Annotated in this window: 24 protein-coding genes, 1 tRNA gene and 3 pseudogenes; 4 read left to right on the top strand and 24 right to left on the bottom strand. The window is 58.6% G+C overall.

Features of this window, described 5'->3' with window-relative positions; translation table 11 throughout:
* Nucleotides 1-10 precede the first annotated feature (10 nt).
* The gene (locus tag MLPF_RS16230) at nucleotides 11-514 is read left to right on the top strand and encodes a VOC family protein (protein ID WP_082082350.1); all 504 of its coding nucleotides are present in this window, start codon (nucleotides 11-13) and stop codon (nucleotides 512-514) included.
* Here the strand turns inward: MLPF_RS16230 and MLPF_RS07280 are convergent.
* From MLPF_RS07280 to argS, 21 genes are all read right to left on the bottom strand, one after another.
* Nucleotides 485-928, bottom strand: coding sequence for a DUF2550 domain-containing protein (locus MLPF_RS07280; RefSeq protein ID WP_045842941.1), 444 nt, complete (start codon nucleotides 926-928; stop codon nucleotides 485-487). The two genes, MLPF_RS16230 and MLPF_RS07280, sit on opposite strands and share 30 nt — an antisense overlap.
* Before the next feature lie 6 nt (nucleotides 929-934).
* Nucleotides 935-1300, bottom strand: coding sequence for a F0F1 ATP synthase subunit epsilon (locus MLPF_RS07275; RefSeq protein ID WP_045842940.1), 366 nt, complete (start codon nucleotides 1298-1300; stop codon nucleotides 935-937).
* 32 nt (nucleotides 1301-1332) lie between these two features.
* Nucleotides 1333-2790, bottom strand: coding sequence for a F0F1 ATP synthase subunit beta (gene atpD, locus MLPF_RS07270; RefSeq protein WP_045842939.1), 1458 nt, complete (start codon nucleotides 2788-2790; stop codon nucleotides 1333-1335).
* Between the two features lie 25 nt (nucleotides 2791-2815).
* Entirely contained in the window at nucleotides 2816-3712 is an 897-nt protein-coding gene (locus MLPF_RS07265) for a F0F1 ATP synthase subunit gamma (RefSeq protein WP_045842938.1), read from the bottom strand.
* A gap of 31 nt (nucleotides 3713-3743) precedes the next feature.
* Nucleotides 3744-5408 carry a F0F1 ATP synthase subunit alpha gene (gene atpA / locus MLPF_RS07260; RefSeq protein WP_045842937.1) on the bottom strand — a complete coding sequence of 555 codons (1665 nt, stop codon included), beginning with the start codon at nucleotides 5406-5408 and terminating at the stop codon, nucleotides 3744-3746.
* 59 nt (nucleotides 5409-5467) lie between these two features.
* The gene (locus MLPF_RS07255; RefSeq protein ID WP_045842936.1) at nucleotides 5468-6808 is read right to left on the bottom strand and encodes a F0F1 ATP synthase subunit B/delta; all 1341 of its coding nucleotides are present in this window, start codon (nucleotides 6806-6808) and stop codon (nucleotides 5468-5470) included.
* A gap of 5 nt (nucleotides 6809-6813) precedes the next feature.
* Complete coding sequence (locus MLPF_RS07250; RefSeq protein WP_045842935.1) at nucleotides 6814-7326, bottom strand: F0F1 ATP synthase subunit B; 513 nt, start codon at nucleotides 7324-7326, stop codon at nucleotides 6814-6816.
* A 21-nt stretch (nucleotides 7327-7347) separates the two neighbouring features.
* Entirely contained in the window at nucleotides 7348-7593 is a 246-nt protein-coding gene (locus tag MLPF_RS07245; RefSeq protein ID WP_045842934.1) for a F0F1 ATP synthase subunit C, read from the bottom strand.
* Between the two features lie 79 nt (nucleotides 7594-7672).
* Nucleotides 7673-8428, bottom strand: coding sequence for a F0F1 ATP synthase subunit A (gene atpB / locus MLPF_RS07240; protein ID WP_050039058.1), 756 nt, complete (start codon nucleotides 8426-8428; stop codon nucleotides 7673-7675).
* Nucleotides 8425-8889, bottom strand: a complete 465-nt coding sequence (locus MLPF_RS07235; protein WP_045842932.1) for an ATP synthase subunit I — start codon at nucleotides 8887-8889, stop codon at nucleotides 8425-8427. Before MLPF_RS07235 ends, atpB begins: the two co-directional genes overlap by 4 nt.
* Nucleotides 8890-9169: 280 nt before the next feature.
* Nucleotides 9170-10345, bottom strand: a complete 1176-nt coding sequence (locus MLPF_RS07230; protein WP_045842931.1) for a glycosyltransferase family 4 protein — start codon at nucleotides 10343-10345, stop codon at nucleotides 9170-9172.
* Between the two features lie 50 nt (nucleotides 10346-10395).
* Nucleotides 10396-11049: an L-threonylcarbamoyladenylate synthase gene (locus tag MLPF_RS07225; protein WP_045842930.1), complete on the bottom strand. Its 654-nt coding sequence runs from the start codon at nucleotides 11047-11049 to the stop codon at nucleotides 10396-10398.
* Nucleotides 11050-11064: 15 nt separating this feature from the next.
* The gene (locus tag MLPF_RS07220; protein ID WP_045842929.1) at nucleotides 11065-11964 is read right to left on the bottom strand and encodes a N5-glutamine methyltransferase family protein; all 900 of its coding nucleotides are present in this window, start codon (nucleotides 11962-11964) and stop codon (nucleotides 11065-11067) included.
* Nucleotides 11961-13046 (bottom strand): peptide chain release factor 1, encoded by a 1086-nt coding sequence (gene prfA, locus MLPF_RS07215; protein WP_045842928.1) that lies wholly within the window; start codon nucleotides 13044-13046, stop codon nucleotides 11961-11963. Before prfA ends, MLPF_RS07220 begins: the two co-directional genes overlap by 4 nt.
* 90 nt (nucleotides 13047-13136) lie before the next feature.
* Nucleotides 13137-13391, bottom strand: a complete 255-nt coding sequence (gene rpmE, locus MLPF_RS07210; protein WP_045842927.1) for a 50S ribosomal protein L31 — start codon at nucleotides 13389-13391, stop codon at nucleotides 13137-13139.
* A 314-nt stretch (nucleotides 13392-13705) separates the two neighbouring features.
* Nucleotides 13706-15535, bottom strand: a complete 1830-nt coding sequence (rho, locus tag MLPF_RS07205) for a transcription termination factor Rho (RefSeq protein ID WP_045842926.1) — start codon at nucleotides 15533-15535, stop codon at nucleotides 13706-13708.
* A gap of 270 nt (nucleotides 15536-15805) precedes the next feature.
* A complete protein-coding gene (gene thrB / locus MLPF_RS07200; RefSeq protein WP_045842956.1) occupies nucleotides 15806-16756 on the bottom strand; it encodes a homoserine kinase in 951 nt (316 codons plus the stop codon).
* A gap of 67 nt (nucleotides 16757-16823) precedes the next feature.
* A complete protein-coding gene (gene thrC / locus MLPF_RS07195) occupies nucleotides 16824-17906 on the bottom strand; it encodes a threonine synthase (protein WP_045842925.1) in 1083 nt (360 codons plus the stop codon).
* Nucleotides 17903-19228, bottom strand: coding sequence for a homoserine dehydrogenase (locus MLPF_RS07190; protein WP_045842924.1), 1326 nt, complete (start codon nucleotides 19226-19228; stop codon nucleotides 17903-17905). Before MLPF_RS07190 ends, thrC begins: the two co-directional genes overlap by 4 nt.
* A gap of 3 nt (nucleotides 19229-19231) precedes the next feature.
* Nucleotides 19232-20650 (bottom strand): diaminopimelate decarboxylase, encoded by a 1419-nt coding sequence (lysA, locus tag MLPF_RS07185; RefSeq protein ID WP_045842923.1) that lies wholly within the window; start codon nucleotides 20648-20650, stop codon nucleotides 19232-19234.
* Nucleotides 20647-22299 carry an arginine--tRNA ligase gene (argS, locus tag MLPF_RS07180; RefSeq protein WP_045842922.1) on the bottom strand — a complete coding sequence of 551 codons (1653 nt, stop codon included), beginning with the start codon at nucleotides 22297-22299 and terminating at the stop codon, nucleotides 20647-20649. The genes lysA and argS overlap by 4 nt, the downstream gene beginning before the upstream one ends.
* A 194-nt stretch (nucleotides 22300-22493) precedes the next feature.
* On the opposite strand from argS, the gene MLPF_RS07175 reads away from it, so the two are divergent.
* Nucleotides 22494-22569: transfer RNA gene (locus MLPF_RS07175), tRNA-Arg, on the top strand.
* Between the two features lie 155 nt (nucleotides 22570-22724).
* Nucleotides 22725-22883 (top strand): hypothetical protein, encoded by a 159-nt coding sequence (locus tag MLPF_RS07170; protein ID WP_156147054.1) that lies wholly within the window; start codon nucleotides 22725-22727, stop codon nucleotides 22881-22883.
* 498 nt (nucleotides 22884-23381) lie between these two features.
* Here the strand turns inward: MLPF_RS07170 and MLPF_RS07165 are convergent, their stop codons facing one another.
* Complete coding sequence (locus MLPF_RS07165) at nucleotides 23382-23567, bottom strand: hypothetical protein (RefSeq protein WP_052696440.1); 186 nt, start codon at nucleotides 23565-23567, stop codon at nucleotides 23382-23384.
* Nucleotides 23568-23571: 4 nt separating this feature from the next.
* Nucleotides 23572-24451 (bottom strand): annotated as a pseudogene (cysD, locus tag MLPF_RS07160) (sulfate adenylyltransferase subunit CysD).
* A gap of 304 nt (nucleotides 24452-24755) precedes the next feature.
* Between cysD and MLPF_RS07155 the strand changes: the two are divergent.
* A pseudogene (locus MLPF_RS07155) lies at nucleotides 24756-25108 on the top strand (PaaI family thioesterase).
* Nucleotides 25109-25311: 203 nt separating this feature from the next.
* Here the strand turns inward: MLPF_RS07155 and MLPF_RS07150 are convergent.
* A pseudogene (locus MLPF_RS07150) lies at nucleotides 25312-25800 on the bottom strand (beta-class carbonic anhydrase).
* Nucleotides 25801-25805: the final 5 nt, after the last annotated feature.

Raw genomic sequence — 25805 nt, 5'->3', positions numbered from 1 at the left:
AAGGATTACCTTGAAAAACAATCGGCCGATTCTTCCGGCGACCGTTATCCCGCACTCGTCTAGCCGGGCATATGCGCAGCGATCTAGTAACTCACCATGGCCTTCGGCTTCGTTTGAGAAGACGTGGATCAACGAGAACCACCGGTCACAGCTGTATATCGTCGCAGACGGCGCAATGACCGTAGCCGATATGCGGAGCGAACAACAACCATCCAAAGCTAACACGGTGACACACGTCACCAAGGTCCGGGTCGATGACGTGGACACCCAGTTTGAGCGGACCGTGGCTGCCGGAGCCAGGGTGTTAAAGCCTTCCACCGACCACGTGTACGACGAACGAGAATGCACTGTCGCGGATCCTCAACGGCCATCGCTGACAATTCGGCGAAACAGTGCGAGATGTGCAGCCCGAAGAGTACGAATACCAAACCGTCACGCCTTGGGCAGGCCCGTTCGAGTACTTAAATGTCCCGGACAGGCTGCTTCAGACGCTGCGACGCCGTGTGCGCAGTGAAGGTCGGGACTCCAGCCACGACAGGAACGCAGCCAGTGCGCCCTGATCGAGAGCGATCTCGTATCCTGACCTGCGACCTTGCGTCGTATCGCGCAGTTCCAACACGACGATCTTGTCGGTCATAATATCGAACTCATCGCCGCGCGGGCCACGCCGAGCCACAATCTCAACACCCCGTCGGCTCAGCCGGCGATCTGGCCACAACCGGAGACTGGACAACCGGTAAAAGGTGGCTTCCTCACCCCTATAACGGATTACGCCATGGCGCCAGCCATGGCCTCCGACCGCCGGGATGTCTCGCATGATCCCAGCCGTGCCGCCCTGACGCAGTTTCCATAATCGATAGCTCAGAGCAAGGACCGATGCACCCAACGTGACGACGAGCACGACCATGCCGACCATGGACGCGCTCATCGATGGCTAGTCGATCGCGCCGACGGCACGCAATCGGGCACGACCCCTGGCGGCGATACATGGGTCGTCAGACTCAGCATCCTGCTTGGCAGCATTCCCGTCGATCTCCGACTCGAATTCGGCGGATTCGGCGAGAATGCTGACCCTTGCCTCAGTCACCGACAAAAAGCCGCCGTACACTGCGACACGCAGATCTTTTTCGCCTTCCCGTTCGATGCGCACTATGTTGTCGTCGACCAATTGAGCCACCACGGGGATATGGCGAGGCAGGATGCCTATCTCGCCGGCGGTGGTGCGGGCAAACAAAAATGTGCCCTTGCCCGACCAAATCTTTCGGTCAACAGCAACGATCTCAATGTTCAGTTCGGCCATGCATAACACCTTTCGCTGTTAGCTGGACCGGGTCACAGCTTGGCGCCGAAGCTCTCGGCCTTCCTGGTCAAGTCGTCGAGACCACCAATCAAGAAGAAGGACTGCTCAGGCACGTGGTCGAACTCCCCCTTGCACAAACGGTCAAACGCGTCGATGGTCTCCTTCACCGGCACCGTCGAACCCGGCTGCCCGGTGAATTGTTCAGCCGCCATCATGTTCTGAGAGAGAAACCGCTCGATGCGCCGAGCTCGGTTAACCAATTGCTTGTCTTCTTCAGATAGTTCATCGATACCGAGAATCGCAATGATATCCTGGAGGTCTTTGTATCGCTGCAAAATCCGGATGACTTCCTGCGCCACACGGTAGTGCTCCTCACCAACGATACCGGGGTCGAGAATGGTAGAGCTCGACGCCAGCGGGTCCACTGCAGGGAAAATGCCCTTGGCGAACACCGAACGCGACAGCTCAGTAGTGGCGTCCAAGTGCGCGAACGTCGTTGCCGGCGCCGGGTCGGTGTAGTCATCGGCAGGCACATAGACGGCCTGCATCGAAGTGATCGACCGGCCTCGTGTCGAGGTGATGCGTTCCTGCAGCTCACCCATCTCGTCAGCCAGTGTGGGCTGGTACCCTACCGCCGACGGCATACGACCGAGCAGTGTCGACACTTCGGATCCGGCCTGGGTGAACCGGAAAATGTTGTCGATGAACAGCAGAACATCCTGGCTCGCCTCGTCGCGAAACCACTCCGCCATCGTCAGCGCGGACAGTGCCACCCGCATACGGGTGCCGGGAGGCTCATCCATCTGGCCGAACACTAGTGCGGTGTCCTTGAGTACGTTAACTTCCTGAAGTTCGACCCACAGGTCGTTGCCCTCACGGGTACGCTCTCCCACTCCGGCGAACACCGACGTACCACCGAAGTTACGGGCGATGCGGTTGATCATCTCCTGGATGAGCACCGTCTTACCCACACCAGCACCGCCGAACAAAGCGATCTTGCCGCCACGCACATACGGAGTCAGCAAATCCACGACCTTCAGGCCGGTCTCGAGCATCTCAGTGCGAGGCTCAAGCGCCTCGAAGGAAGGCGGCTTGCGGTGAATCGACCAGTGCTCGAGCTCTTCTCCGTAACCGGGCTCATCCAGGCAGTGCCCCAGCACGTTGAAGATATGACCCTTGACGCCCTCGCCAACCGGCACCGAGATCGAGTTACCGGTGTCGGTGACCTCAATTCCGCGCACCAGCCCGTCGGTAGGCTGCAATGAGATGGTGCGCACCAAGTTGTCACCGAGATGCTGCGCAACCTCAAGCGTGAGGGTCTTAGCAAGCGAGGAAAAGGCGATCTTCGCATTCAGCGCGTTGAACAACTCCGGGACAAAACCGTGCGGGAATTCGACGTCGACCACAGGACCGGTGACCCGTACCACGCGACCGCTGGTTTCCGTGCTTCCAGTCTGTACGGTCGTTTTCGACGTCTTAGTAGTAGGCATATTTCTTCGCTTCCTGGTGGACTACCTAGCGGGCATCGGCAAGTGCATTTGCGCCGCCTACGATTTCGCTTATTTCTTGGGTAATCTGGGCTTGTCGCTCACGATTTGCCTCCAACGTCAGAGCCTTGATCAGATCGTCCGCGTTGTCGGTTGCCGATTTCATCGCCCGCTGGCGCGAAGCCAGCTCCGATGCCGCAGATTCAAGCATCGCGGCGTACACGCGGGTAGTCAGGTAGCGCGGTAGCAACGCTTCGAACAGCGTCGTGGCATCTGGCTCAAACGAGTACAAAGTGTGCGGAAGCTTGGACTTCTCGACATATTCCACGACCATCGGAGCCATCCGGCGTGCCTCGGTCGACTGCGACAGCATCGATTTGAATTCAGTGAAGACGATGTGCAGCTCATCTACACCTGCACCGCTCTCGCTGCTTCCTAACATGAATACATCGACCAACCCTGAAGCGATTTTGGCGGCGTTCTCATATTTGGGTTGTTCAGAAAAGCCAGTCCACGCCTCAGCGATGCCCCAGTTACGGAAAGTGTAGTAATTCAACGCTTTACGGCCGACCACGTACAGTATCGGCGTCTTGCCTTCCGCCCGCAGCAGCGAAAATAACTCCTCGGAGCGGCGGAAGATGTTAGCGTTGTAAGCGCCACACAGACCACGGTCGGAGGACACCACCAACACGCCGGCACGCTTGGGTGCGGCGCGCTCGACGAGCAATGGATGGTCAAGAACGGCCTCGGAAGCCAGAATAGTGAGCATCCGGGTGATATCGACAGCGTAAGGTCGGGCGGACTCCAGGCGAACTTGCGCTCTGGCGATGCGCGACGTCGCGATCAGCTCCTGGGCCTTGGTGATTTTCTTGATCGAGCCCGCTGAACGGATCCGTCCGCGCACTTCGCGAAGTGTGGCAGCCATATCTCTATTACCTGTTATATACCTGGGCGTGCTATTTTTGCTTTTTCTTCGGAGTCTTTGCCGGAATAGCCTTGTACACTTGCACCGATTCCTTGCCCAACTTCTCCTCATCGAGGGCTTCGACGTGCTCGTCGGACACCACCGGTGCACCACCGGTTGCCGAGAAACCCTTCTTGAAGCTTTTGATGAGTTCAGTGAGCGAATCGGCGGCTTCGTCGGTGAGCTTCTGACTCTCCCGGATCTCGGTCAAGGTTTCCTCTTGTGTGACCCGAATGTGCTCCAGCAGCTCGGTTTCGAACCGCCTGACGTCCTCGACCGGCACTGAGTCCAGATGGCCGCCGGTGCCCAAAAAGATGGAGATCACTTGCTCCTCGACAGGCATGGGCTGGTACTGCGGTTGTTTGAGCAGTTCGACCAGCCGTGCACCGCGCTCCAGCTGTGCCTTGGAGGTGGCATCCAGGTCCGAGGCAAAAGCAGCGAAAGCTTCCAGCTCACTATACTGCGACAAGTCCAGACGCAGCGAGCCAGCCACTTCCTTCATGGCCTTGATCTGCGCCGCACCGCCGACCCGGGACACCGAGACACCGACGTTAATGGCCGGCCGGATCCCTTGGTTGAACAGGTCGGTCTCCAGGAAGCACTGCCCGTCGGTGATTGAGATGACGTTGGTCGGGATGTAGGCCGAGATGTCATTGGCTTTGGTTTCGATGATCGGTAAACCCGTCAGAGAGCCGCCACCGAGGTCGTCGGCAAGCTTTGCGCACCGCTCCAACAGCCGCGAGTGTAAGTAGAATACATCGCCAGGATAGGCTTCACGACCCGGCGGACGACGCAATAGCAAGGAGATAGCACGGTATGCTTCAGCCTGCTTGGTGAGGTCGTCGAAGACGATTAGCACATGCTTGCCGTCGTACATCCAGTGCTGAGCGATCGCCGAACCCGTATACGGCGCAAGCCACTTGAAGCCAGCGGAATCTGATGCCGGCGCCGCAACGATAGTAGTATACTCCATCGCTCCGCCCTCCTCCAGAGTGCGGCGAACGGAAGCGATCGTGGTACCTTTCTGCCCGATGGCCACGTACACGCAACGCACCTGCCTCTTGGGATCGCCGCTCTCCCAGTTTTGACGCTGGTTAAGGATGGTGTCAACACACACCGCAGTCTTGCCGGTCTTGCGGTCGCCGATGATCAGCTGACGCTGTCCGCGACCGATCGGAGTCATCGCGTCGATGGCCTTGATCCCGGTTTGCAGTGGTTCTTTCACACTTTGCCGCTGGACCACCGAGGGCGCCTGAAGTTCCAGCGCACGCCGAGTCTCGGCCTCGATAGCTCCGCGTCCGTCGATCGGCTGGCCAAGCGGATTGACCACCCGCCCCATGAACGCGTCTCCCACGGGGACCGAGAGAACGTCGCCGGTGCGCTTGACCTGTTGGCCTTCTTCGATGTTCTCGAAGTCACCGAGTATCACCACGCCAACGTTGTGTTCGTTGAGGTTCAGCGCGACACCCAGGATCCCACCCGGGAACTCGAGCAGCTCCTGGGTCATCACGGAAGGCAAACCCTCGACGTGCGCGATGCTGTCCCCGACATCGACGACTGTACCGACTTCCTCACGGAACGTGTCAACGGTGAAAGAGCTTACGTACTCTTCGATCGCGTTCTGGATGTCGTCAGCGGAGATTGTCAACTCGGTCATGACTTTTCGTCTTCCTACTTGATTTTCGTCTTTCGCACGGATTAGTGACTAGGTTGTGTTCAGTCGGGTAACGTAGCCTCGGCGGCGACCAGACGAGACGAGAGAGTACCGTCGATCACCTCGTCGCCCACCACAATTGAGAGCCCACCCAGCAATGCAGCATCGATTTGCAGCTGCACGGTCACGGGATGGCCATAGATGCGGCTGAGCACTTCGGTAAGACGCGTGCGCTGAGCATCGCTGATCTCGGCCGCCGCACCGACGTGCGCTACAACTTCGCCACGCCGAACCACGGCAACTTCGGCCAAAAACAGTATGGCTTCCTCGGCAGGTTCACCTCTTAATAGCTCGACTGTCTGGGACAACAGGGCGACCGCGATCGGGTTGACCACGCTGCTCGCGCTCTGCAGCACATTGTGCAGCAACCGAACCCGACCGTCGGCTGGCACCGCGTAGTCATCCAATAAGCTGGCAAGTCGCGGCACAACGTCGAGAATGCGGGAAAACTGGAACAGCTGGTCTTTGACCTCGTCAATTTGGTCGTCACGTTCGGCGACTTCCAATAGCGCTTGGCGCGAGATGTGTTCGAGGGCATCGATCAGGTCGGCGTTGGCCGACCAATGCTTCGATACGGCTGCTCGCAGTACCTCCATCGTCGGGTCGCCGACATGGGCGGATACCAATCGCTCGATCAACTTGACCCGGGGCGACGCATCCTCGACGGGTACGGTGAGATATCGAGTCACCATGATTTCGCGGTACACCATTTTGGCAACCGACACCAGTTCGCCGGCCAAGGTAAATAGCGCTTGATTGTCCAGACTCTTGGCGATGGCGCCGAACCGATCCGCCACGTTGACCAGCGCCCGCCGACTGGCCGAACGCATCTTCGCCAACAACGGATACTCAACGTCGGCGACCTTAGGAGTCATGGCATCGAGGTCATCGAGGAAGCGATCAACAGTGGCTGACTGCTGCGCCACATCGGCAACGTGATTGCGCACCAATTCTGCTGCCTGGCGCACAGATTCGTGGCCAAACTTCAGGCGAAGCTGACAGGTCAACTGTGTCTGTAGCATTTCGACTTGGCGGGCTCCCTGTACCTTGATGCGTTCCGCCTCGACATCAGCCTGGGCTTGCAATTGTTCAACAATGCGCTTGGCGTCTTCGACAGCCTCTTCGACGACACGCTGGGCCTCGAGCTTAGCGTCTTCGGTGGCCTTGGTGTGGGCCTGGCTGGCTTCAACCAGCCGATCTGCGGCTTCGGCCGCCTCGGTCAACTGTTGGCGCACCACGTCCCGCTGAACTCTCATCAAACGGCACATCGGCGGCACTACATACCGCCACACCAGATAGACGATGGCAGCGAAACCCACCAACTGGCCGATGAATGTTGACATTGGCGCTATCTCGTCACAGAGGAGGAGGTGATGTCAACGCCCAGGATTCGACTGGCCAGGATCGCCGACATGACGCCTGCGTTGGCGCGCAGATCCAGTTCCACCGCGTCTCGCTCCCGCTTTAGTTGCTCGCCTGCAATTTGCAACGTCGACATTACGTGCTGCTCCGCGCTGGCACGCGCTTCTTCGATGGACTTACGTCCCTCTGCTCGGGCATTGTCTCGCAAAAACGACGCCTGGACTCGCGCTTCCTTCATGGCTGCTTCGTAGTCAGCCTGGGCGGCAGCGAATTGCTCGGCCGACATCTTTTTGTCGGCAAGGGTTTTGGCAATCATAGCGTCGCGTTCCCGCAGTACCTTCAGTATCGGCGGCACAACAAAAGTGCCGATCACGCCAAGTACCACTAGGAAAATGGCCAGCACGAAAAAGAAGGTGCCGTTCGGGAGGAGGAAGTTGCTACTCTTGCCTTCCTCTGCTGTCTGACTGACGGCAAGAAAGATCGTGCTCACTTCACACATTGACAACCCGTCACAACCAAATTATTTGACGGGTGTGGCGAAGACGAACAATGCCATAAACGCCAGGTTGATAAAGTAGGCCGCCTCAACCAAGCCAACGGTGATGAAGAACGGTGTGAACAAGCGGCCTTGCGCCTCAGGTTGCCGGGCGATCCCCGAAACCAGCGCATTACCTGCCATACCGTCACCGATACCGGCGCCGATTGCACCACCGGCCATGATCAGGCCACCACCGATAAGTGCACCCTGAGCGATCATAGGATCCATACTTTGTCCTCCTTACATCTGGTAGCGGTCTACCTGGCTTGAAGTAGTGGCTTGTGGGCCAGGATAATTCGTGGTGTTTTTAGTCATGATGGTCATCAACCTCCATGGCTTGACTGAAATACAAGATGGTCAGAATTGAGAAAATGAATGCTTGAATGGCGCCGACGAACAGGTCGAACGACTTCCAGATCGCGTTCGGCGCCCACATAATGTAAGGAGGGAACAGTGCGATCAGGGCAACCAGGATCCCTCCGGCGAAGATATTGCCGAAAAGTCGAAGCGACAACGAAATCGGCTTTGCGATTTCTTCGACCAGGTTAATCGGCGCCAGGAACGCCACGTGACCTTTAAGCACCGCCACTGGGTGTCCGACAATGCCGCGACGCCAAATGCCCGCCAAGTGGTAGCAGACAAAGACGAAAAGCGCCAGCGCCAGAACGTAATTGATATCGGCCGCCGCCGAGTTGAGCACCTCGGTGGTGTGCCCATCTGCGTTGGTGTATTGCAGCGGCAGCACCGAGAGCCAGTTGGAAATCAGGATGAACACGAAGATCGTGACCACCAACGGAAGTACGAACGGGGCAATACGCATGCCGATAGCGCTCTCGATCTGGGTGCGCATCTGTACCGTGATCGCCTCCCAGAACAACTGCACACCACCAGGAACGCCTGTTGAGGTGACCTTGGTACGCAAAAAGAAAGCCAGTGCGATTACGATCGCCGCCGTGATCGCAGTGGAGAGCACCGTATCGGTGTTGACGGCCATCCCAAACCAGGTGGTGGTGTGGTGCTCGCCGACCTCGATTTGACCTCCGGCCAGGATCGTCTCAGTCATTGCAGCTGCTCCTCACCTACTGATCCTTTGAGTACACCGCTATCCGCTTCCCCGAGACGGGGCTTCTTCATCCAGAACGGCAGCATGGTCGATAACACCAGTAGCACCTGAAACAGCGCCAACCCGAACACCACGCCTAAGCCAGCCGGGCGAAAAGCGTATGCGATGATCAACCCGAGGACAGTGATGATCGCTAACCGTGACGCAGAATTAAGCGCCATTGATCTTTTCAGCGGATGGTCTTGAGCCGTGATCGACTCGACTGAACACCGCACCAAGAGAGCGTTGAACAAACCTAGTAACAGCCCGATGCCAAAGAAGACGGCGACCATTAGATGACCGGACAAACCGGCAGCGAACATCGCTAACCCGGTGAAGACAATGCTGATGATAAAAAGTCGAACCGGACGGAAAACAACAGCGGGAAATACCAACGGCGCGTTCTGCGCTGATGTCGTCACTGAGCTACCTCAATCCCGGGTTGATAGAACCATAACCACTCAACCGACCGATCAGTGGCCCGCAGAGCGTATCGCAACCGTCGCTCTGGAATTACCCAAGGGGCAGCTCTCCCTGTGTCGGTCGTGAAGCAGCGCACTCGAACAAGCATCCAATACGCAGGGGCGGCAACCCACAAGATTTGTTTCGAGGTTCTGACTGCAGCGTACCACACGATAGGCGTCACTACTACCTGTAGTAGAATTCCCTATTCGTTGTCCTAATATGTTGTCGCCCTAAATACTAATAATTGTCGCGGCGGCGCAGCAGCGGGATCACCGTCGCCATGCCAGCGATCACAAGTGCGCCCAACATGACCGCGCCGGTGTGACGCGGGTTGAAGAAAATCGTGCTCGCCACACCGAATGCGACGATACCCACCCAGAGGTAGATCAGTAGCACCACACGCCGATGCGAGTGTCCGATCTGCAGCAGCCGATGGTGCAAATGCATCTTGTCGGGGCTAAAGGCGCTACGACCCGCGCGAGTACGACGCACGATCGCCAACAGCAAGTCGAGCATAGGCACAAACATAACCGCCACCACCAACAGGAACGGCGACAGCAGAGCAAACACATCGCGAGCGCCGTAAGCGTTCTGCGAGATCGGTCCAGCAGCGGTCGTAGAAGCCGCCGCGAGCATCAGACCAACCAACATAGACCCGGAATCACCCATAAAAATCTTGGCCCGGTGAAAATTGTGCGGCAGGAAACCCAGACAGGAGCCCGCAAGCACCACCGAAATCACCGCCGGCGGATAAAACAACACGTCACCGCCGTGGTCACGGAGCAAGCCAACTGAGAATATGCAAATTGCCATCGCGGTAATGAGCCCCAACCCGGCGGCCAGTCCGTCGAGTCCGTCGACGAAGTTAATCGCATTAACGATCGACACGGTCAGCGCCAAGGTGAGCAAAATCGAGGATGTCTGATCCAACACGATAGTGCCGACGCCACCCAGCGGGATATAGAGGACGCTCCAAACAACGCCCATGGTGACCAGCACGCTGGCCGCGGTGATCTGACCCGCAAACTTCGTCAGTGCGTCCAGACCCCAACGGTCGTCGATCAGCCCGATACCCGTGATCACCGCACCAGCCACCAGTACCGCGGGCATACCCGAGGAATAGACGAACCCGCGGGTAAGCGCCGGAAGCTGAGACGCCAGAAAGACAGCAGCCAAAACGCCGAGATACATGGCCAACCCACCCATCCGTGGGGTTGGTGTCACATGAACATCGCGTTCACGCGGATAGGCGACCGCTTCCAAGCGGGTGGCTAACACCCTTACCAGCCCAGTTGCGAAATAAGTGATGATCGCGGCGGTCAGGCCGACCAATGCAAGCTCACGCAGCGGAACACCAGCGCCACGATCCAAGGCGAGCAAACCACTGGCAAAGCTGGCTAGGTCGCTGGACATCTCGCGAACGTACTGTACCAATCTGAGACCCGACTAACCGCGCCGACCAGTTAGGCGATCAGACTCGCGGGAGCCACCCCCAGCACCTCCGCGATCCGCGCAACGCTCACTGGACCGGGCCGCAGGATCCGCGGGGTTGCTTCAGTCAGGTCGACGATAGTCGAGGCGGCCTGCTGCGCGGACGGACCGGCATCGAGGTAGACTCCGACCAGCTTTCCAAGTTGACTCCGCGCTTCGTCGGCGTCGGCCGCTGCCGGCTGACCGGAGATGTTGGCACTAGAAACCGCCATCGGCCCGACCTTACACAATAATTCGATGGCAACCGGATGCAACGGCATTCGCAGCATCACGGTGCCGCGCGCATCGCCGAGATCCCAGTTCAACGATGGCGCTTGCACCACCACCAGGCTCAGCGCGCCCGGCCAGAATGCACGGATCAGCTCACGGGCCCCGTTAGGCATCGTATAGACCAGACCTTCAATGGTGTGCCAGGAGCCCACTAGGACACCCACCGGCATGTCACGTCCTCGTCCCTTAGCCGACAGCAGTGCGGCCACTGCAGCGCGGTCGAAGGCGTCGGCGCCGATGCCGTAGACGGTGTCCGTCGGCATGACAACCAGTCGGCCACCCTTGAGTGCCGCGACGGCCGAAGCGATCCCGCGCGCACGCTGGTCCGGGTCAGCACAATTGAAAACCTCATTCATGCGCGCCACTGCTCCTCAGCAGCTACGCTCTGCATCGTCGCGACGCAATTCATGCGCTCCGCTTGCCCGCCTGCGGGCCGTCACAAACCTCGGTCGACCAGTCAGATCTTGGCGGGCTAGAACGTCGTCGAAAAGATCCGTTCGGTAGACCAAGTCAAGCGTTGGCACCGACGTGCTGTCGTCATGCTCGACGGCGAATAAGCCACCAGGGCGCAGCCAACGCCCGGCAAGACCGACAATGTCAGCCGTCAGCGCCATTCCATCCGGCCCGCCAAATACCGCGTGACGCGGATCATATTGGTTCACTTCAGGTTCCAAAAGGCATTGCGCGACTGGGTCGTCAGGAACGTAGGGCGGGTTGGCCACAAAGAGGTCAACGCGCCCATCAAGTTCAGGCAAAAGGGCCGGGGTGGTGACATCGGCATGCACAAGTTCTACTGCGGTGCCCTCGGCGTTGCAGCGTGCGTAGTCCAGAGCCGCATCAGAGTCGTCGATGCCAATCACCCGTGCCGCAGGCCGATGCTGAGCCAGCGCGACCGCTAAAGCGCCAGATCCAGTACACGCATCCACAATCACTGGCCGCGCCGGAAGCCGCTGTGCCATCACCCAGGCCAATATGGCCTCGGTCTCTGGGCGCGGTATGAACACATCCGGGCCGACATGTAGCACTACTGGCCCGAACGACACCGTCCCGATGAGATGCTGCAACGGCACCCGCCGTGACCGCGCAGCAACGGCGTCGCGGTAACGCCCGAAAAACTCGTCGCCGGGCGTGTCAAGTAAGGCCAGCCGACCGCGGTCGGTGCCAGCCAGGTGAGCGGCCAACTGCTCGGCATCGCAACGCGCGGAACCGATCCCAGCTTCCGCGAGCTGCGTCGCAGCAGAATCAATCGCACGCCGCAGCCGAGTGGTCATGCCTGTTGCAGCCTTGACTGCTTGTCAGCAGCATTTAACGCGTCAAAAAGCGCATCCAGGTCACCGTTTAGGACCTGATCGAGATTGTGTGCCTTGTAACCGATGCGGTGATCCGTGATACGGTTCTCTGGGAAGTTGTAGGTGCGAATGCGTTCACTACGGTCCACCGTGCGAATCTGGCTGGCCCGATCCGCCGACGCGTCGGCTAGTACTTGCTCCTCAGCCATTGCCTGCAGGCGGGCGGCCAACACCTGCAACGCACGTGTCTTGTTCTGCAGCTGCGACCGTTCGTTTTGACAGGTGACAACAATCCCTGTGGGTAGATGAGTGATCCGCACCGCGGAATCGGTTGTATTAACGCCTTGGCCGCCTTTGCCTGAGGACCGGTAGACATCGATACGCAGATCCGACTCGTCGATCTGCACTTCACCGACTTCCTCAGGTTCTGGATAGACCAGCACGCCCGCCGCTGAAGTATGCACACGACCCTGGGATTCGGTTACTGGTACCCGTTGCACCCGGTGCACCCCGCCTTCGAACTTCATTCGTGACCACACCCCGTCAACAGCGCCGCCATCATTGGCACCTTTATGAGAAATCGCTAACGTCGCGTCCTTATAACCGCCCAGATCCGAGGTGGTTTCGTCCAGCACCGTCACCGTCCAACCGTGCCGTTCTGCATAGCGGATGTACATCCTCGCAAGATCAGCAGCAAACAAGGCCGACTCTTCACCGCCCTCGCCGGATTTCACTTCAAGCACTATATCGTCAGGACCATGCGGGTCATGTGGCGCCAACATGTCAGTGAGTTGGGTATCTAGTTCGGCTATCCGTGATTCCAGTTCGGCGACCTCATCAGCGAACGACTCATCGTCGGCAGCGAGTTCACGTGCGGTCTGCAGATCATCGCGCGCCGATATCAGCTTACGGTGCATGGCCACGATCGGGGCCAGTCGGGCGAACCGACGTCTGGCTCTGCGCGCCTCGGCGGGATTGCTATGCAGTTCCGGGTCTGCCAATGCAAGCTCAAGTTCGGCGTGTTCGACAAGCAACACGTCGATCGACTGCACGGGTTGCGTCATATCAACTCCTACCGCAAACTGCTACCACCAAACACAAACCGACGCCCGACCTGTGCAGGTTCAGGCACAGCTCGGACGGCAGTGAGCCAGCTATTTGTTGTTCTGCTCCGGGTAAGCAGCCACCTGGTCCACCCCAACCTTGCGCTTGCCGTAGCGCTTTTCGAAGCGGGCAACCCGGCCGCCGCTGTCCAGAATCTTTTGCTTGCCCGTGTAAAACGGGTGGCACTGCGAGCAAACCTCGACCACAATGCGTCCTCCCGGCTTGGTGCTGCGCGTTTGGAAGATGTTGCCGCATCCGCAGACCACGGTGGTCTCCTCGTAAGCGGGATGAATGTCAGCTTTCATGATGTCCTATTTGGTCGTCTACCGCCCGGGTCCCCGTGTTGATCCGGCGGCCAGGCAGGAACTCCGAAAACCTGAGGTGGTTCGGTGGTGGCCGACCGCCAATTATGCCAGGTCAACCGCTACCACCCCAAAAACCCAGATGCGCCCGTGCATTATTCCCGACCAATTGACCAAGACGAAACCGGCTGTACTACTGACCCTACAACAATCCCGATTTCGCCAAATAGCAGCTACGCCGACGTACGTCGGCGTGTCACGTGCGTGGTAGCTGTGTCGAGCCATTGCTCGCCGTACTTCACCACCGGCGTGGGCCGCTAATCGTCGTCCATGGAACCTGGCGTCGTCTTGGATACCTGCACCAGGAATTCGTAATTTGTCTTGGTCTTGCGTAGCTGCGACATCAGCAAGTCGATGGCCTGGTGGGAATCCAGACCCGACAACACACGACGTAGCTTGTGCACGATGCCGAACTCGTCAGGCGACAGCAACAACTCGTCTTTGCGAGTACCGGAAGGGTTGACGTCCACAGCGGGGAAAACCCGTCGCTCGGCAATCTTGCGGTCCAGCTTGAGTTCGGCATTACCGGTGCCTTTGAACTCCTCAAAGATAACCATGTCTCCGGTGGACCCAGTCTCGACCATCGCTGTGGCGATGATGGTCAACGACCCACCTTCCTCGATGTTGCGAGCGGCGCCAAGGAATCGCTTAGGCGGGTAAAGCGCGGTGGAATCGACACCACCGGAGAGGATGCGACCCGAGGCCGGCGACGCGTTGTTATAGGCGCGCCCCAGGCGGGTGATCGAGTCGAGCAACACGACAACGTCTTTGCCCTGCTCAACGAGCCGCTTGGCGCGTTCAATAGCCAGCTCGGCGACCGAAGTATGATCCGACGGCGGCCGATCGAATGTCGAAGCGATGACCTCACCCTTGACTGAACGCTGCATGTCGGTGACCTCTTCAGGTCGCTCGTCGACCAGCACAACCATCAGGTGACATTCCAAATTGTTCCTGGTAATCGCGTTGGCAATGTCCTGCAGGATCGTGGTCTTACCGGCTTTGGGCGGCGACACGATCAACGCGCGTTGACCCTTGCCGATCGGCATGATGAGGTCTATAACCCTGGTGGTCAACCGATCGGGCGTGGTTTCCAGACGAAGCCGCTGATTGGGGTACAACGGTGTCAGTTTGCCGAACTCGGGCCGCTTCTTAGCGTCTTCGACCGATCCACCGTTAATGCTGTTCAAACGCACCAGCGGGTTGAACTTCTGGCGCTGGTGGGACTGCTCACCTTCTCGGGACACCCGAACCGCTCCGGTCACTGCGTCACCCCGACGCAAGCCGTTCCTGCGCACCGTATTCATAGACACATAGACATCGTGCGGACCAGCTAGATAACCAGAGGTACGAACGAACGCATAATTGTCGAGAACGTCAAGGATACCGGCGACAGGCTGGACGACGTCGTCCTCACGCAATTCGGCCTCGGCACCGTCGCCGGACCGCTCACCGCGCCGCCTGCGATCGCGAAACCGGCGTCCGCGCCTGCCCTGGCGGCCCTCGCCGTCATCGTCACCGCGCGGCTGCAAACCCGAATTCTGCTGGTCAACACCCTGATCGCTATCCACATCTGGTCCGCGCTCTTGGGTCTTGGTGTCCGATTGGCTCCCTTGGAGGGGGGTGCCAGTCTCATCACCAGCAGTGCCCTGACGATCCGATTCCGTGGCCTCTACTGTGCCAGTGCCGACCGTGGCACCCGCTTCACGGGAAGCACCGCGTCGTTCCCGGCGGGACGCCTCGACGATCGCATAGTTCTGTTCCTCCTGGGCGGGCAGTGCTTCGGTGCTGATCGCCGTTTCGGATCCGCCGTGATCTCGCGATGGGTCATCGTTGACCGACATGCCGTTGGCTTGCCCCCTGCTTTCCTCAATTGCGGCGATTAGTTCGCTCTTACGCATACCCGACGTGCCCTTAACACCGACTTGATTGGCCAGCGCCCGCAGTTCAGGAAGTACCATCGCGGACAGCGATCCCAGTGACGTGGTGGCCGCAGTGGCTTTGACGTCTGGAGTGTCTGTACTCACGGCGTTCGACAACTCTGTGCTATCAGTGTTTTCGCCAACCGTGATGAGGTCCGTTTCAGTCACGGATTTCCTTTCTTCCCTCGCTGATCACGTCATACGAGGAGTCGTTGCATTCAGCCAAAGTGCTGAACGCGCCCAAATCATCGACTCTAATTAACGGTGATCGCCAAGATCGGCGGCCCAAACGGCGAACCTCGTCCACGAAAAGAATTTAGTGTTGTCCTAGCGTCAACACAGTATGGATACACATGCAGATTCTGCAATTGCTGGACAGGTCCAAGAATAGCCCGCTTCCTTGCCGGAAGCAAGCAAACCCGCCGACAACGGTGTGGATTAACCGGGAACTGTGACCCCTGGCCGCCAGCGCACTTCCTCGCCGGCGGTCATCTTAGTGATGATAAATCCGTTTGCGGCGCCGTACTCTGCCGCTTCCTGGGGCAACTCCGACTGTGTGCTTAAGGCAATTAGGGATGGACCCGCTCCAGAAAGCGTCGCTGCCACATCATGATGCCGCAACAGTCGCAGATATTCTGCCGAGACTGACATCGCCGAGGCGCGGTGCGGCTGATGAAGCACGTCTTCTGTAGCGGCCATTAGCAGATCCGGCCGTTCGGTGAGCGCTACCACCAACAACGCGGCACGACTCACATTGAATCTCGCGTCGTCGTGGCTGACCCGGGCAGGCAACAGCACCCGAGTTTCCGCGGTTGAAGAGCGCTCCTCGGGAATAGCGGCGAAGAGATGGATATCGGGATGAAGCCGCAGCGGTACCGCGCAGTAGTCAGGTCGATCACAACTGCGGTCAATCCACGAAACCACCGCACCGCCCAATACTGCAGCCGCCGCGTTGTCGGGATGACCCTCGAACTCCGACGCAAGCTGGATTAGCTGAGCGTCGCTTAGCAGTGTCGAATCAATCTGGGCAACAAAGCCGTTCACTGCTGCTAGGCCACCGACCACAGCCGCTGCGGAGGAGCCGAGACCACGGGAGTGCGGGATAGCGTTACGGCAGCGCACTACCAGGCCAGCCGCGCTCACACCGACGGCCTGTAGACCGCGTCGGACGGCACGCACCACCAGATGTTCAGGGCCCATCGGCACCTGATCGGATCCCTCGCCGTCGACGACAACAACCAAGCCAGAATCTGTTGTCTCTACCACGATTTCGTCACAAAGACTCAAGGCCAGACCGATGCTATCAAAACCCGGACCAAGGTTAGCGCTAGATGCCGCCACTACGGCGCTCGCCACCAGACCAGCAGGCAGCAGCATCCAGGTCACCAACAACCTTTCACTGAGCCTAAAGAGTGACGACCCACCGCACCCGACTGCGTCGCACTTGCAATCACCACTAGACCAACCCTAACTGCTCGACAACGGCGGCAGCATCGACAGGCACTGGAGACACGCTCGGCATATCCTTCAACGCCGTGTCGGGATCCTTCAGGCCGTTGCCAGTTACCGTACACACCACAGTTGACCCACGAGCCACCCAGCCGCCATCGATGGCTTTGAGGAGGCCGGCGATGCTGGCCGCCGATGCGGGTTCGACGAAGACGCCTTCAGCACGTGCCACCAGATGATATGCAGCCAGAATCTCCTCATCCGTCGCGGCAAGGAATCGCCCCTTGGATTGCTGCTGGGCTTCGACGGCCGACGTCCATGACGCCGGCGAGCCGATGCGAATCGCAGTAGCGATGGTCTCGGGGTGGCTCACCGGCTCGCCGAGTACCAGGGGAGCCGCGCCCGCGGCCTGAGTACCTAACATTCTGGGCAGCCTGTCGATCAGACCATCGGCGTGATATTCGGTGTATCCTTTCCAGTACGCAGTGATATTCCCGGCGTTGCCGACCGGAAGGGCATGTACGTGTGGTGCAGCGCCTAGCGCGTCAACGATCTCGAACACCGCGGTCTTTTGACCTTCGATTCGCACTGGGTTGACCGAGTTGACCAACGAGATCATCGGAAAATCAGCGGCCATTTTGCGAGCCAGTTCCAGGCAATCGTCGAAGTTACCATCAATCTGGATGATCTTGGCGCCATGCATGACCGCCTGCGCGAGCTTGCCCATCGCAATCTTGCCCTGCGGAATTAACACCGCACAGGTGATACCGGCACGGGCAGCGTATGCCGCCGCCGACGCCGAGGTGTTTCCCGTCGACGCGCATAACACGGCCCGCTGCCCGCGGGCCAGTGCATCGGTCACCGCCATCGTCATGCCCCGGTCTTTGAATGAGCCGGTGGGGTTTAGGCCCTCCACCTTGAGGTGAATCGTGCAACCAGTCTGTTCGGACAGTCTGGGGGCGGCAATGAGCGGCGTGCCGCCTTCTAGCAAGGTAACCGGGGTCCAATCGTCACCCACTGGTAGTCGGTCTCGGTACGCCGCGATCACACCCGGCCAGGGCTGGTGGGTGGTCGTCTGCTGGCCGCTCACAGGCTGATTCCTTCCAGTCGCAACACACTTGTGACACCCTGCACGACGTCTAAGTCAGCCAACGCATCGACAGTGTCGGAGAGCGCGGCATCGGTGGCGCCATGGGTGACCACTACAATACGGGCTCCCACCCGTCGTCCACCGTCATCCACCACACCTTCTTGACGAACCTCAGCGATGCTTACCTCGCGCTTTGCGAATTCTGCTGCTACCGAAGACAATACGCCAGACTTGTCGGCTACATTCATACTCACATAATACCGAGTAGAAATGAAACCCATTGGTGCCATAGGTAATTGAGCATACTTGGATTCTTTTGGACCGCGGCTGCCGAGCACTCGGTTGCGCGCCGCCATTACCAAGTCACCAGTCACCGCCGAGGCAGTAGGAGCGCCACCGGCGCCCTGGCCGTAGAACATCAGCCGCCCGGCAGCCTCGGCCTCCACCACCACGGCGTTGAACGCTCCGCTGACCGTGGCAAGCGGATGTGACATAGGAACCAGCGCCGGATACACACGGGCCGAAACTCGTTGCTGGCCGTCGTCGGCGGTGATACGCTCGCAGATAGATAATAGCTTGATAGTGCAACCTAACGCCCGCGCCGACACGAAGTCGGCCGGAGTGATCTTGGTGATGCCCTCGCGATAGACATCATTGACAGTTACCCGGGTGTGAAAGGCGATCGATGCCAGGATCGCGGCCTTAGCCGCAGCGTCATGGCCTTCGACATCCGCCGTGGGATCGGCCTCGGCGTAGCCCAACGCGCTTGCACCGGCCAGCGCGCTGTCATAATCGGCACCGGTGCTGTCCATCGCGGACAAGATGTAGTTGGTGGTGCCGTTCACGATACCGGCCACCCGCAACACGGTGTCACCGGCCAGCGACTGAGTCAATGGGCGGATTACCGGGATGGCACCTGCTACTGCCGCTTCGAAATACAAGTCGACATGAGCTCTTTCGGCTGCCTGAGCCAATTCACCAGTGGAGGCGGCCAGCAACGCCTTGTTCGCCGTGACAACGGACTTGCCATGTTCGAGCGCTGACAGGATAGCCTTGCGAGACAGCGCAACTGGCCCCATCACTTCAACAACAATGTCGACGTCCGCACGGGAGACGAGTTCTTCAATGTTGTTGGTCAACAAGCCGACCGGAACATCGCGGTCGACGGCGACACGGCGCACCCCAATGCCACGCAGCATTAGTGGAGCGCCGATGCGAGCCGCGAGGTCGTCAGCGCTGCCCTCGATAATGCGAACAACTTCGCTACCGACATTGCCCAACCCGAGTACCGCTACACCGACCGTCCTTTCATCACCGAACACAGGTCACCTCACTTCCAGACTCAGCAGATCGTCGACCGTCTCCCGGCGCAGGATCAGACGAGCCTGCCCCGTGCACACCGCAACCACAGCGGGACGGCCGATCATGTTGTAACGGCTTGACAACGAATAGCAGTAGGCCCCGGTTGCGGCCACCCCAACCAGGTCTCCAGGCTGCAAATCATCGGGAACCCAGGTGTCACGTACAACGATATCGCCACTTTCGCAATGCTTTCCGACGATGCTGGCCGGTACCGCTGGCGCATCGCTAGTTCTCGAAACAAGTCGGACGTCATATTGCGCGTCGTAGAGCGCGGTGCGGATGTTGTCGCTCATTCCCCCGTCGATGCTGACGTAGCGCCGGTGAGCGGTGGCACTCACATCAACGTCCTTAATAGTGCCGACCTCATACAGCGTGATGGTGCCCGGTCCGGCGATGGCCCGTCCAGGCTCGACCACCAATTTGGGCACCGACAGCCCCACGGCTGCTGACTCGTTGCTCACGATAGCACCCAGCTTGGCCGCCAGCTCGATTATCGGCGGTGGGTTGTCGTCCGGCAAGTACGAGATCCCCAGGCCACCACCGAGGTCAACGATCGATAGCTGGGCTGTCTTCTCCGGATCAAACTCGCCAAGAATATCACACAATAGGCCGATGACACGGTGTGCAGCAAGTTCGAAGCCGGCAACATTGAAGATCTGCGAACCGATGTGGCTATGCAGTCCAACCAGTCGCAGATGATCGGTCGCGAGTACCCGGCGGACTGCAGCCATCGCCGCACCGCTGGCCACCGACAGTCCGAATTTTTGGTCTTCGTGTGCAGTGGCGATGAACTCATGAGTGTGCGCCTCTACACCGACAGTCAAGCGCACCAGGACATCTTGGACGATGCCCGCTTCGCCCGCGATGGCGTCGAGGCGCTCGATTTCAGTCGTCGAGTCTAAAACGATATATTTCACTCCGGCTTTGACTGCATCGCTCAACTCTGTGACCGATTTGTTGTTGCCGTGAAAGGTAATCCGCTCTGAAGGAAAGGAAGCGTGCAGCGCAACAGCCAACTCGCCGCCGCTGCACACGTCGAGCGAAAGACCTTCCTCGTCGATCCACCGAGCTATCTCGGTACACAGGAAGGCCTTGGCGGCATAGTGCACATTTTCTCCGCCACCGAATGCCGCCGCAATCTCCCGGCAACGGGAACGAAAGTCATCTTCGTCGATAACGAACAGCGGAGTCCCGTACTCCTCGGCAAGGTCGGTCAGCTTACTTCCAGCAATGCAAACCACTCCGTTTTCGTCTCGAGTAATGTTGCGCGGCCAAACATTTGATGCCAATCGCAACAGACTATCTGAAGGTTGCGGCCGCTGTGAAGTCGCGGTGTGACGGGTTTCTTCAGCGTGCCGGGGACCGGCGGGACGGACGTTCACATCCGCTCCGGAGCACTGACTCCGAGGATCGCCAGCCCGTTGGCAATAACCTGACGATTGGCCTGACACAGGGCCAGACGCGCAGTGTGCAGGTCGGTGGGCTGTTCGTCACCTTGGGGCAATACCCGGCAGGAGTCGTAGAACCGATGGTAGTCGCCGGCGAGGTCTTCCAGGTAACGGCATAACCGGTGTGGTTCACGCAGTGCAGCAGCGGTTTTGAGCACCCGCGGAAATTCACCGACGGTGCGCAATAGTGCACCTTCCTTGTCGTGGCTGAGCAGCTCGAGGTGTCCAGTGTCGGGAATCAGGCCGAGTTCGGCCGCGTTGCGGGCCAGTGCCGATAGTCGAGCATGAGCGTATTGCACATAATAGACAGGGTTTTCGTTCGAGGCTGAAGACCACAATGCCAAGTCAATGTCGATCGGAGTGTCCACCGACGAGCGGATCATGCTGTAGCGTGCGGCGTCGACGCCAATCGCCTCGATCAGGTCGTCGAGCGTAATCACGGTGCCTGCGCGCTTGCTCATCCGGACCAGCTGTCCGTCGCAAACCAGATTCACCATCTGTCCGATGAGCACCTCGACGGTGGCCGGGTCATCACCGAATGCGGCGGCAGCAGCCTTGAGTCGGGCGATATACCCGTGGTGGTCGGCACCAAGCATGTAGATGCACAAGTCGAAACCGCGTTGCCGCTTGTCCAGGTAGTAGGCAAGATCACCAGCGATATAGGCCGGCTTACCGTCGTTCTTGATCACGACACGGTCCTTGTCGTCACCAAAAGCGCTGGTGCGTAACCAGAGTGCACCATCCTTTTCGTAGATATTACCGGTCTCGCGAAGTCTGGCGATGGCCTCAGCGACCCGACCGCTGGTATGCATCGAGTCTTCGTGGGTGTAGACATCGAAATCGGTGCCGAACTCGTGCAACGACTTTTTGATATGGGTGAACATCAAGTCGACGCCAATTTCGCGTACGGTTTCGCGCATCTCGGATTCGGGTAGACTAAGCGCATAGGGCGCCTGCTGCATCACCTGCGCAGCGATGTCGGTGACGTAAGTGCCTGCGTAGCCGTCGGCCGGGGTGAACTCGCCTTTGGCCGCGGCGATCAAAGAGTTGGTGAACCGGTCGATCTGGGCGCCGTGGTCGTTGAAATAGTATTCACGCACCACGGCGGCACCCTGCGTCGACAACAATCGACCCAGTGCATCCCCGACAGCTGCCCACCGGGTGCCGCCGATGTGAATCGGTCCAGTCGGGTTGGCGGAGACGAATTCTAGGTTGATCTGATAGCCGGCCAGGTCATCGGAGTGGCCGAAGCTTTTATCGGCGTTGATGACGGTGTTGACAATCATGGCCTGCGCCGACGCCTCAAGACGCATGTTGATGAAGCCGGGCCCCGCCACCTCTACGTCCGCGATGCCGTCAGCCTGCGCCAGCACCTCGGCAAGCCATCCGGCCAGCTCAGGCGGGTTTGCGCCGACTTTTTTTCCCAGCTGCATGGCCAGGTTGCTGGCGTAATCGCCGTGCTCAGGATTTCGCGGCCGCTCCACGGTGACCGTCTGCGGCAACGCGTCGGCATCGAGCCCGCGCTTGGCCAGCACGAAAATAGCAGTTGTTTTTAGCAGCTCGGACAAATCGGCAGGGGTCACGAACTTCCATCCTATGAGCTGTGGCCATCACACCCGAATCCGTCGCGGTAGCTGCCAGCCCTGCAATGATGCAGACGGTGTAGCCGTCTGCAGTGGAGACACCTCCCGCTTGCGGGGACGAACTGGATAATACCGCCCAGCTATCCCGATGAGCTAATCTACTGGAGCCCATTGGCGCAACATGTTATCTGTGCGCCCCCGTAGCTCAGGGGATAGAGCGTCTGCCTCCGGAGCAGAAGGCCGCAGGTTCAAATCCTGCCGGGGGCACCAGCGTTACTGCATTTCAAAGGAAATTTTTCTGCCAAACCGGCGCGGCCCATGCCCCAGGTATGCCTTTATTACGGTGCTTCCTTCCATTGTTTGCTCACAATGGAAGGAAGCACCGATGCCAACCTAACCCCCGAACTCACTTCCGCGGACGCGGAATGTTCGAGACAGACCGCGCCAAGCCGGTGTTCAGTAAGCTGGTTTTCGCCAACAGTGAAGTTCGTCTCGAATGTGATCCGGGGAATCTTGTCAATCGGCAGTACGACTACTTCGTCCCCCCGACCGCATCACCCCCGCTGACCACCGTGCCGACGTAGTTGCGTGTTCTCGATGCTCATGGATGAGTGACCGAATAACGTATTGATATGGGGAACCACACATCTACCAGCTTGCGTTCACCGGCGACTTAAACCTCCTCGAAGTGCGATAACGCCGCTGGCCTGGTATACCACAACGTTTGGTCTAATTGGGTCACCATGCTGCGCAACAATCGTGATGAAGATCATGGTCCTGGAAGTCAAGGCTGGCCGCCAAGGCATGGAATTAGTCTCAAATCGACTCGCATCTCTCGCGATCCCAATTGATCAGATACATCTTGTTGACCGCGAACACCGAACACCAGGTTGCGGATGCCTAGCAACGAAACCAGGCAAAGCGTGTCGATAAGATTGCTCCTACAGACCGTGTCGTGCATCGACGATACACGATCACTACCCGTGCGGTGGACGCCCCAGTCACCGTATCGTGGAGGCATTTGGCTGTGGCCGGGGGTGATGAATTTTTGCTTGGCAGTATGCAGTAATCGACGTCTATGGTTACGCTCTGCGCCCGCAAGGCATTGGTGGTGGTGCCAGGTCGGTGTGCTCGTGTTCGCGTTCCTGAGACGTTTGCTCCACCGACGCCCACTGGTCTTCCACCACAGCCTTGGAATCGCAGAGCAGGCTCCCGATCAGTGCGGAATTACCGTCAGCGACGGAGGCGAACCACAGCAGCGTAGTCATCAGATCAGAAGTAATCTTGCCGTTTACGGTCTTCCCTACCAACCTCAGAGATCCGGTCGTCAGCCCTGGTCTAACCTGCGCTCGGTCCAGCCGAAACATCGCAATCTCGACGACAACCTCAGCTACGGTTGATACCGTCGACTCGACGCATCCGGTGCAAGCTACGTTCCCGATGGTGCGGAATCGCACCATCGCCTTGATATACCGGCTCATCGGCGTGTGGTTACATGTGCCGATGTACGGCCGGCAAAATGCCGTCGCGGGTGAACACCTTGCGCCGGTGTGTGCAACAGATTGACAGCAACGTAACCTTCCCAGTTCTGGTGTATGACCAAGTGTCGAACTAGGTCCAATTGAACAACGGGAAGACTCGGATGTACTCGCCCTGGTGGTGTCGATCATTGTAGAGATTCCACAGTTCGTGCCGCGGAGCTTTGAGGGGCCCACTGGTCGAATTCGTCACTGAAACCGAACACCCGCTTCTTGTCACGCACCTTCTCCTCTTTACGCTGCGCTCCTCCGAATGCCGCGTCGAACTTGTTTTCCCGGATGGCACGCAACAACGTCACGGTTTGAATCGGATTTCTCGACGAGATCATTTCAACGACCCGCCCGATGTCGATATCGTCTTGAAACGACGACACGAGTAAGCACACACACGGACTCCGCTACGGGTTCATCGCGGATCGCGATGAACCCGTCGTATTGACATGCAGCACCGGGAACAGGAACCCCTAGGCCGGAAAGCCTTGAGCACCAAGGGCGGCATAACAATGGAATCTTTGCCACCCGCGAACAACGGCACCGACCGCTCGAACTCGGCGGCCAACTCACGAATAATTAATATAGACCTCAGCAGCCTCGAGCGAACGCAAGTAGCTCAATTCTTATTGACCAACCGTGGGGCCAGACTTTACATCGCTAATAATAAGATTCCTGCTAAAATTCCCGATAAATTTGGCAGAAATAACCATCTTTACTTTATGTTGTCCTCAACAGAACCAGCCTACCCCCAGCCCTGCCCGCGAAAAGGGATTAACAAGACCAGGCTCCTCAGACTCCTCTTTCGGCGACTCCTGGTGGTGCGACAACATGGATAAATAACCGGCTCCTTACGATGCTACGGGACCACGCAATGGCCGCGACGTCATCGCGCAATTCCTGTCCCAGTAGCCGCGTGTCGCCACGCTGGGAATCATCACCGCCCAGCTCTCCAACGGCGAAGTGCGGCTGCCTTGGGACCTGTCCAAGGTCACCGTCGGGGACAAGGTGCATGGCGGCGTCATCGCCGCCCTAGCCAAGTCTGCTAATCTGACCGTCATTGTGGCGGCCTGGTGTGGGCGCAGCAGCGCCCCCGAACTCCGAGGCGTGGGACGGTGTCGATGACGCTGGACTTTATGGCGCCGGCACGAGCCAACGATGTAATCGGAGTGGGCTGAGTATTGCGGCGTGGTCGGTCACTGTTCAACTACAAGACCGAGATCATCGATCCACAAGACCGACTGCTCGCTAAGGCGTTTGCCATCTATACGGTCGGCTGACGCATGGGCCAGCTTGGTGATCCGCGCCTGCCAGGCGTAATCAATTGGCACAGTTGCCGCACTACAGATCAGGAGGATTCAAACAATCGCCAAGATTGCTTTTTGGATTATGGTACCCTAGGGATAACGTAGTCCCTGACGGCAATCTCGAAGAATTTTTCCTAGCTTGCTCCACCCCGCTATGCGGGCTGCATTGTTGCGGACTAAAGCGTGACCTCATTAAGCTTGCCGCTGGCGACGTCGAAGACAAACCTACGCAAGAACACATGTTTGGTTACAAGTGGACTGTTCCAGATGCGGCACAACGACTGGCAGATGTCTGCCTTGACATCGGGGAAGGCCTCGGCCGCCCATGACGGTTTCACACCGGTCTCGTCCTGGATAACGCGCTTGAAGTCTTCGGTTAAGGTAAGCATCCCGCAGTCGGTGTGGTGAATCAGTATGATCTACCGAGTTCTAAGTAACCGCTGGCTGATAGCCGGCGAGCTGATGGCGTTGTCAGTGACGACGCCATCCGACGTTCCGGATGACGTGGGCCTCCTCTCGTTGAGGCCCAGCAGACGGTAAACGTCGAGCCGCGCATCCATACATACGACCACTGCGACATGTTTGCTCAACAGCATAGAAAGCAGCCCCACGAAGATGGTCGCACATTTAGCATTGTTAGCCAAATAATCATCGGTAATCACCATGCAAA

The organism is Mycobacterium lepromatosis (assembly GCF_000975265.2).
GTDB lineage: Bacteria > Actinomycetota > Actinomycetes > Mycobacteriales > Mycobacteriaceae > Mycobacterium > Mycobacterium lepromatosis.
The sequence above is the reverse complement of the archived record's forward strand: the minus strand, read 5'-3'. Positions and strand labels throughout refer to the sequence as shown.

Coding starts and splice junctions, on each gene's coding strand:
- MLPF_RS07280 (WP_045842941.1), bottom strand. CDS start 928: ATGAGCGCGTCCATGGTCGGCATGGTCGTGCTCGTCGTCACGTTGGGT.
- MLPF_RS07275 (WP_045842940.1), bottom strand. CDS start 1,300: ATGGCCGAACTGAACATTGAGATCGTTGCTGTTGACCGAAAGATTTGG.
- atpD (WP_045842939.1), bottom strand. CDS start 2,790: ATGCCTACTACTAAGACGTCGAAAACGACCGTACAGACTGGAAGCACG.
- MLPF_RS07265 (WP_045842938.1), bottom strand. CDS start 3,712: ATGGCTGCCACACTTCGCGAAGTGCGCGGACGGATCCGTTCAGCGGGC.
- atpA (WP_045842937.1), bottom strand. CDS start 5,408: ATGACCGAGTTGACAATCTCCGCTGACGACATCCAGAACGCGATCGAA.
- MLPF_RS07255 (WP_045842936.1), bottom strand. CDS start 6,808: ATGTCAACATTCATCGGCCAGTTGGTGGGTTTCGCTGCCATCGTCTAT.
- MLPF_RS07250 (WP_045842935.1), bottom strand. CDS start 7,326: ATGTGTGAAGTGAGCACGATCTTTCTTGCCGTCAGTCAGACAGCAGAG.
- MLPF_RS07245 (WP_045842934.1), bottom strand. CDS start 7,593: ATGGATCCTATGATCGCTCAGGGTGCACTTATCGGTGGTGGCCTGATC.
- atpB (WP_050039058.1), bottom strand. CDS start 8,428: ATGACTGAGACGATCCTGGCCGGAGGTCAAATCGAGGTCGGCGAGCAC.
- MLPF_RS07230 (WP_045842931.1), bottom strand. CDS start 10,345: ATGTCCAGCGACCTAGCCAGCTTTGCCAGTGGTTTGCTCGCCTTGGAT.
- MLPF_RS07225 (WP_045842930.1), bottom strand. CDS start 11,049: ATGAATGAGGTTTTCAATTGTGCTGACCCGGACCAGCGTGCGCGCGGG.
- MLPF_RS07220 (WP_045842929.1), bottom strand. CDS start 11,964: ATGACCACTCGGCTGCGGCGTGCGATTGATTCTGCTGCGACGCAGCTC.
- prfA (WP_045842928.1), bottom strand. CDS start 13,046: ATGACGCAACCCGTGCAGTCGATCGACGTGTTGCTTGTCGAACACGCC.
- rpmE (WP_045842927.1), bottom strand. CDS start 13,391: ATGAAAGCTGACATTCATCCCGCTTACGAGGAGACCACCGTGGTCTGC.
- MLPF_RS07170 (WP_156147054.1), top strand. CDS start 22,725: ATGTTCGAGACAGACCGCGCCAAGCCGGTGTTCAGTAAGCTGGTTTTC.
- MLPF_RS07165 (WP_052696440.1), bottom strand. CDS start 23,567: ATGACTACGCTGCTGTGGTTCGCCTCCGTCGCTGACGGTAATTCCGCA.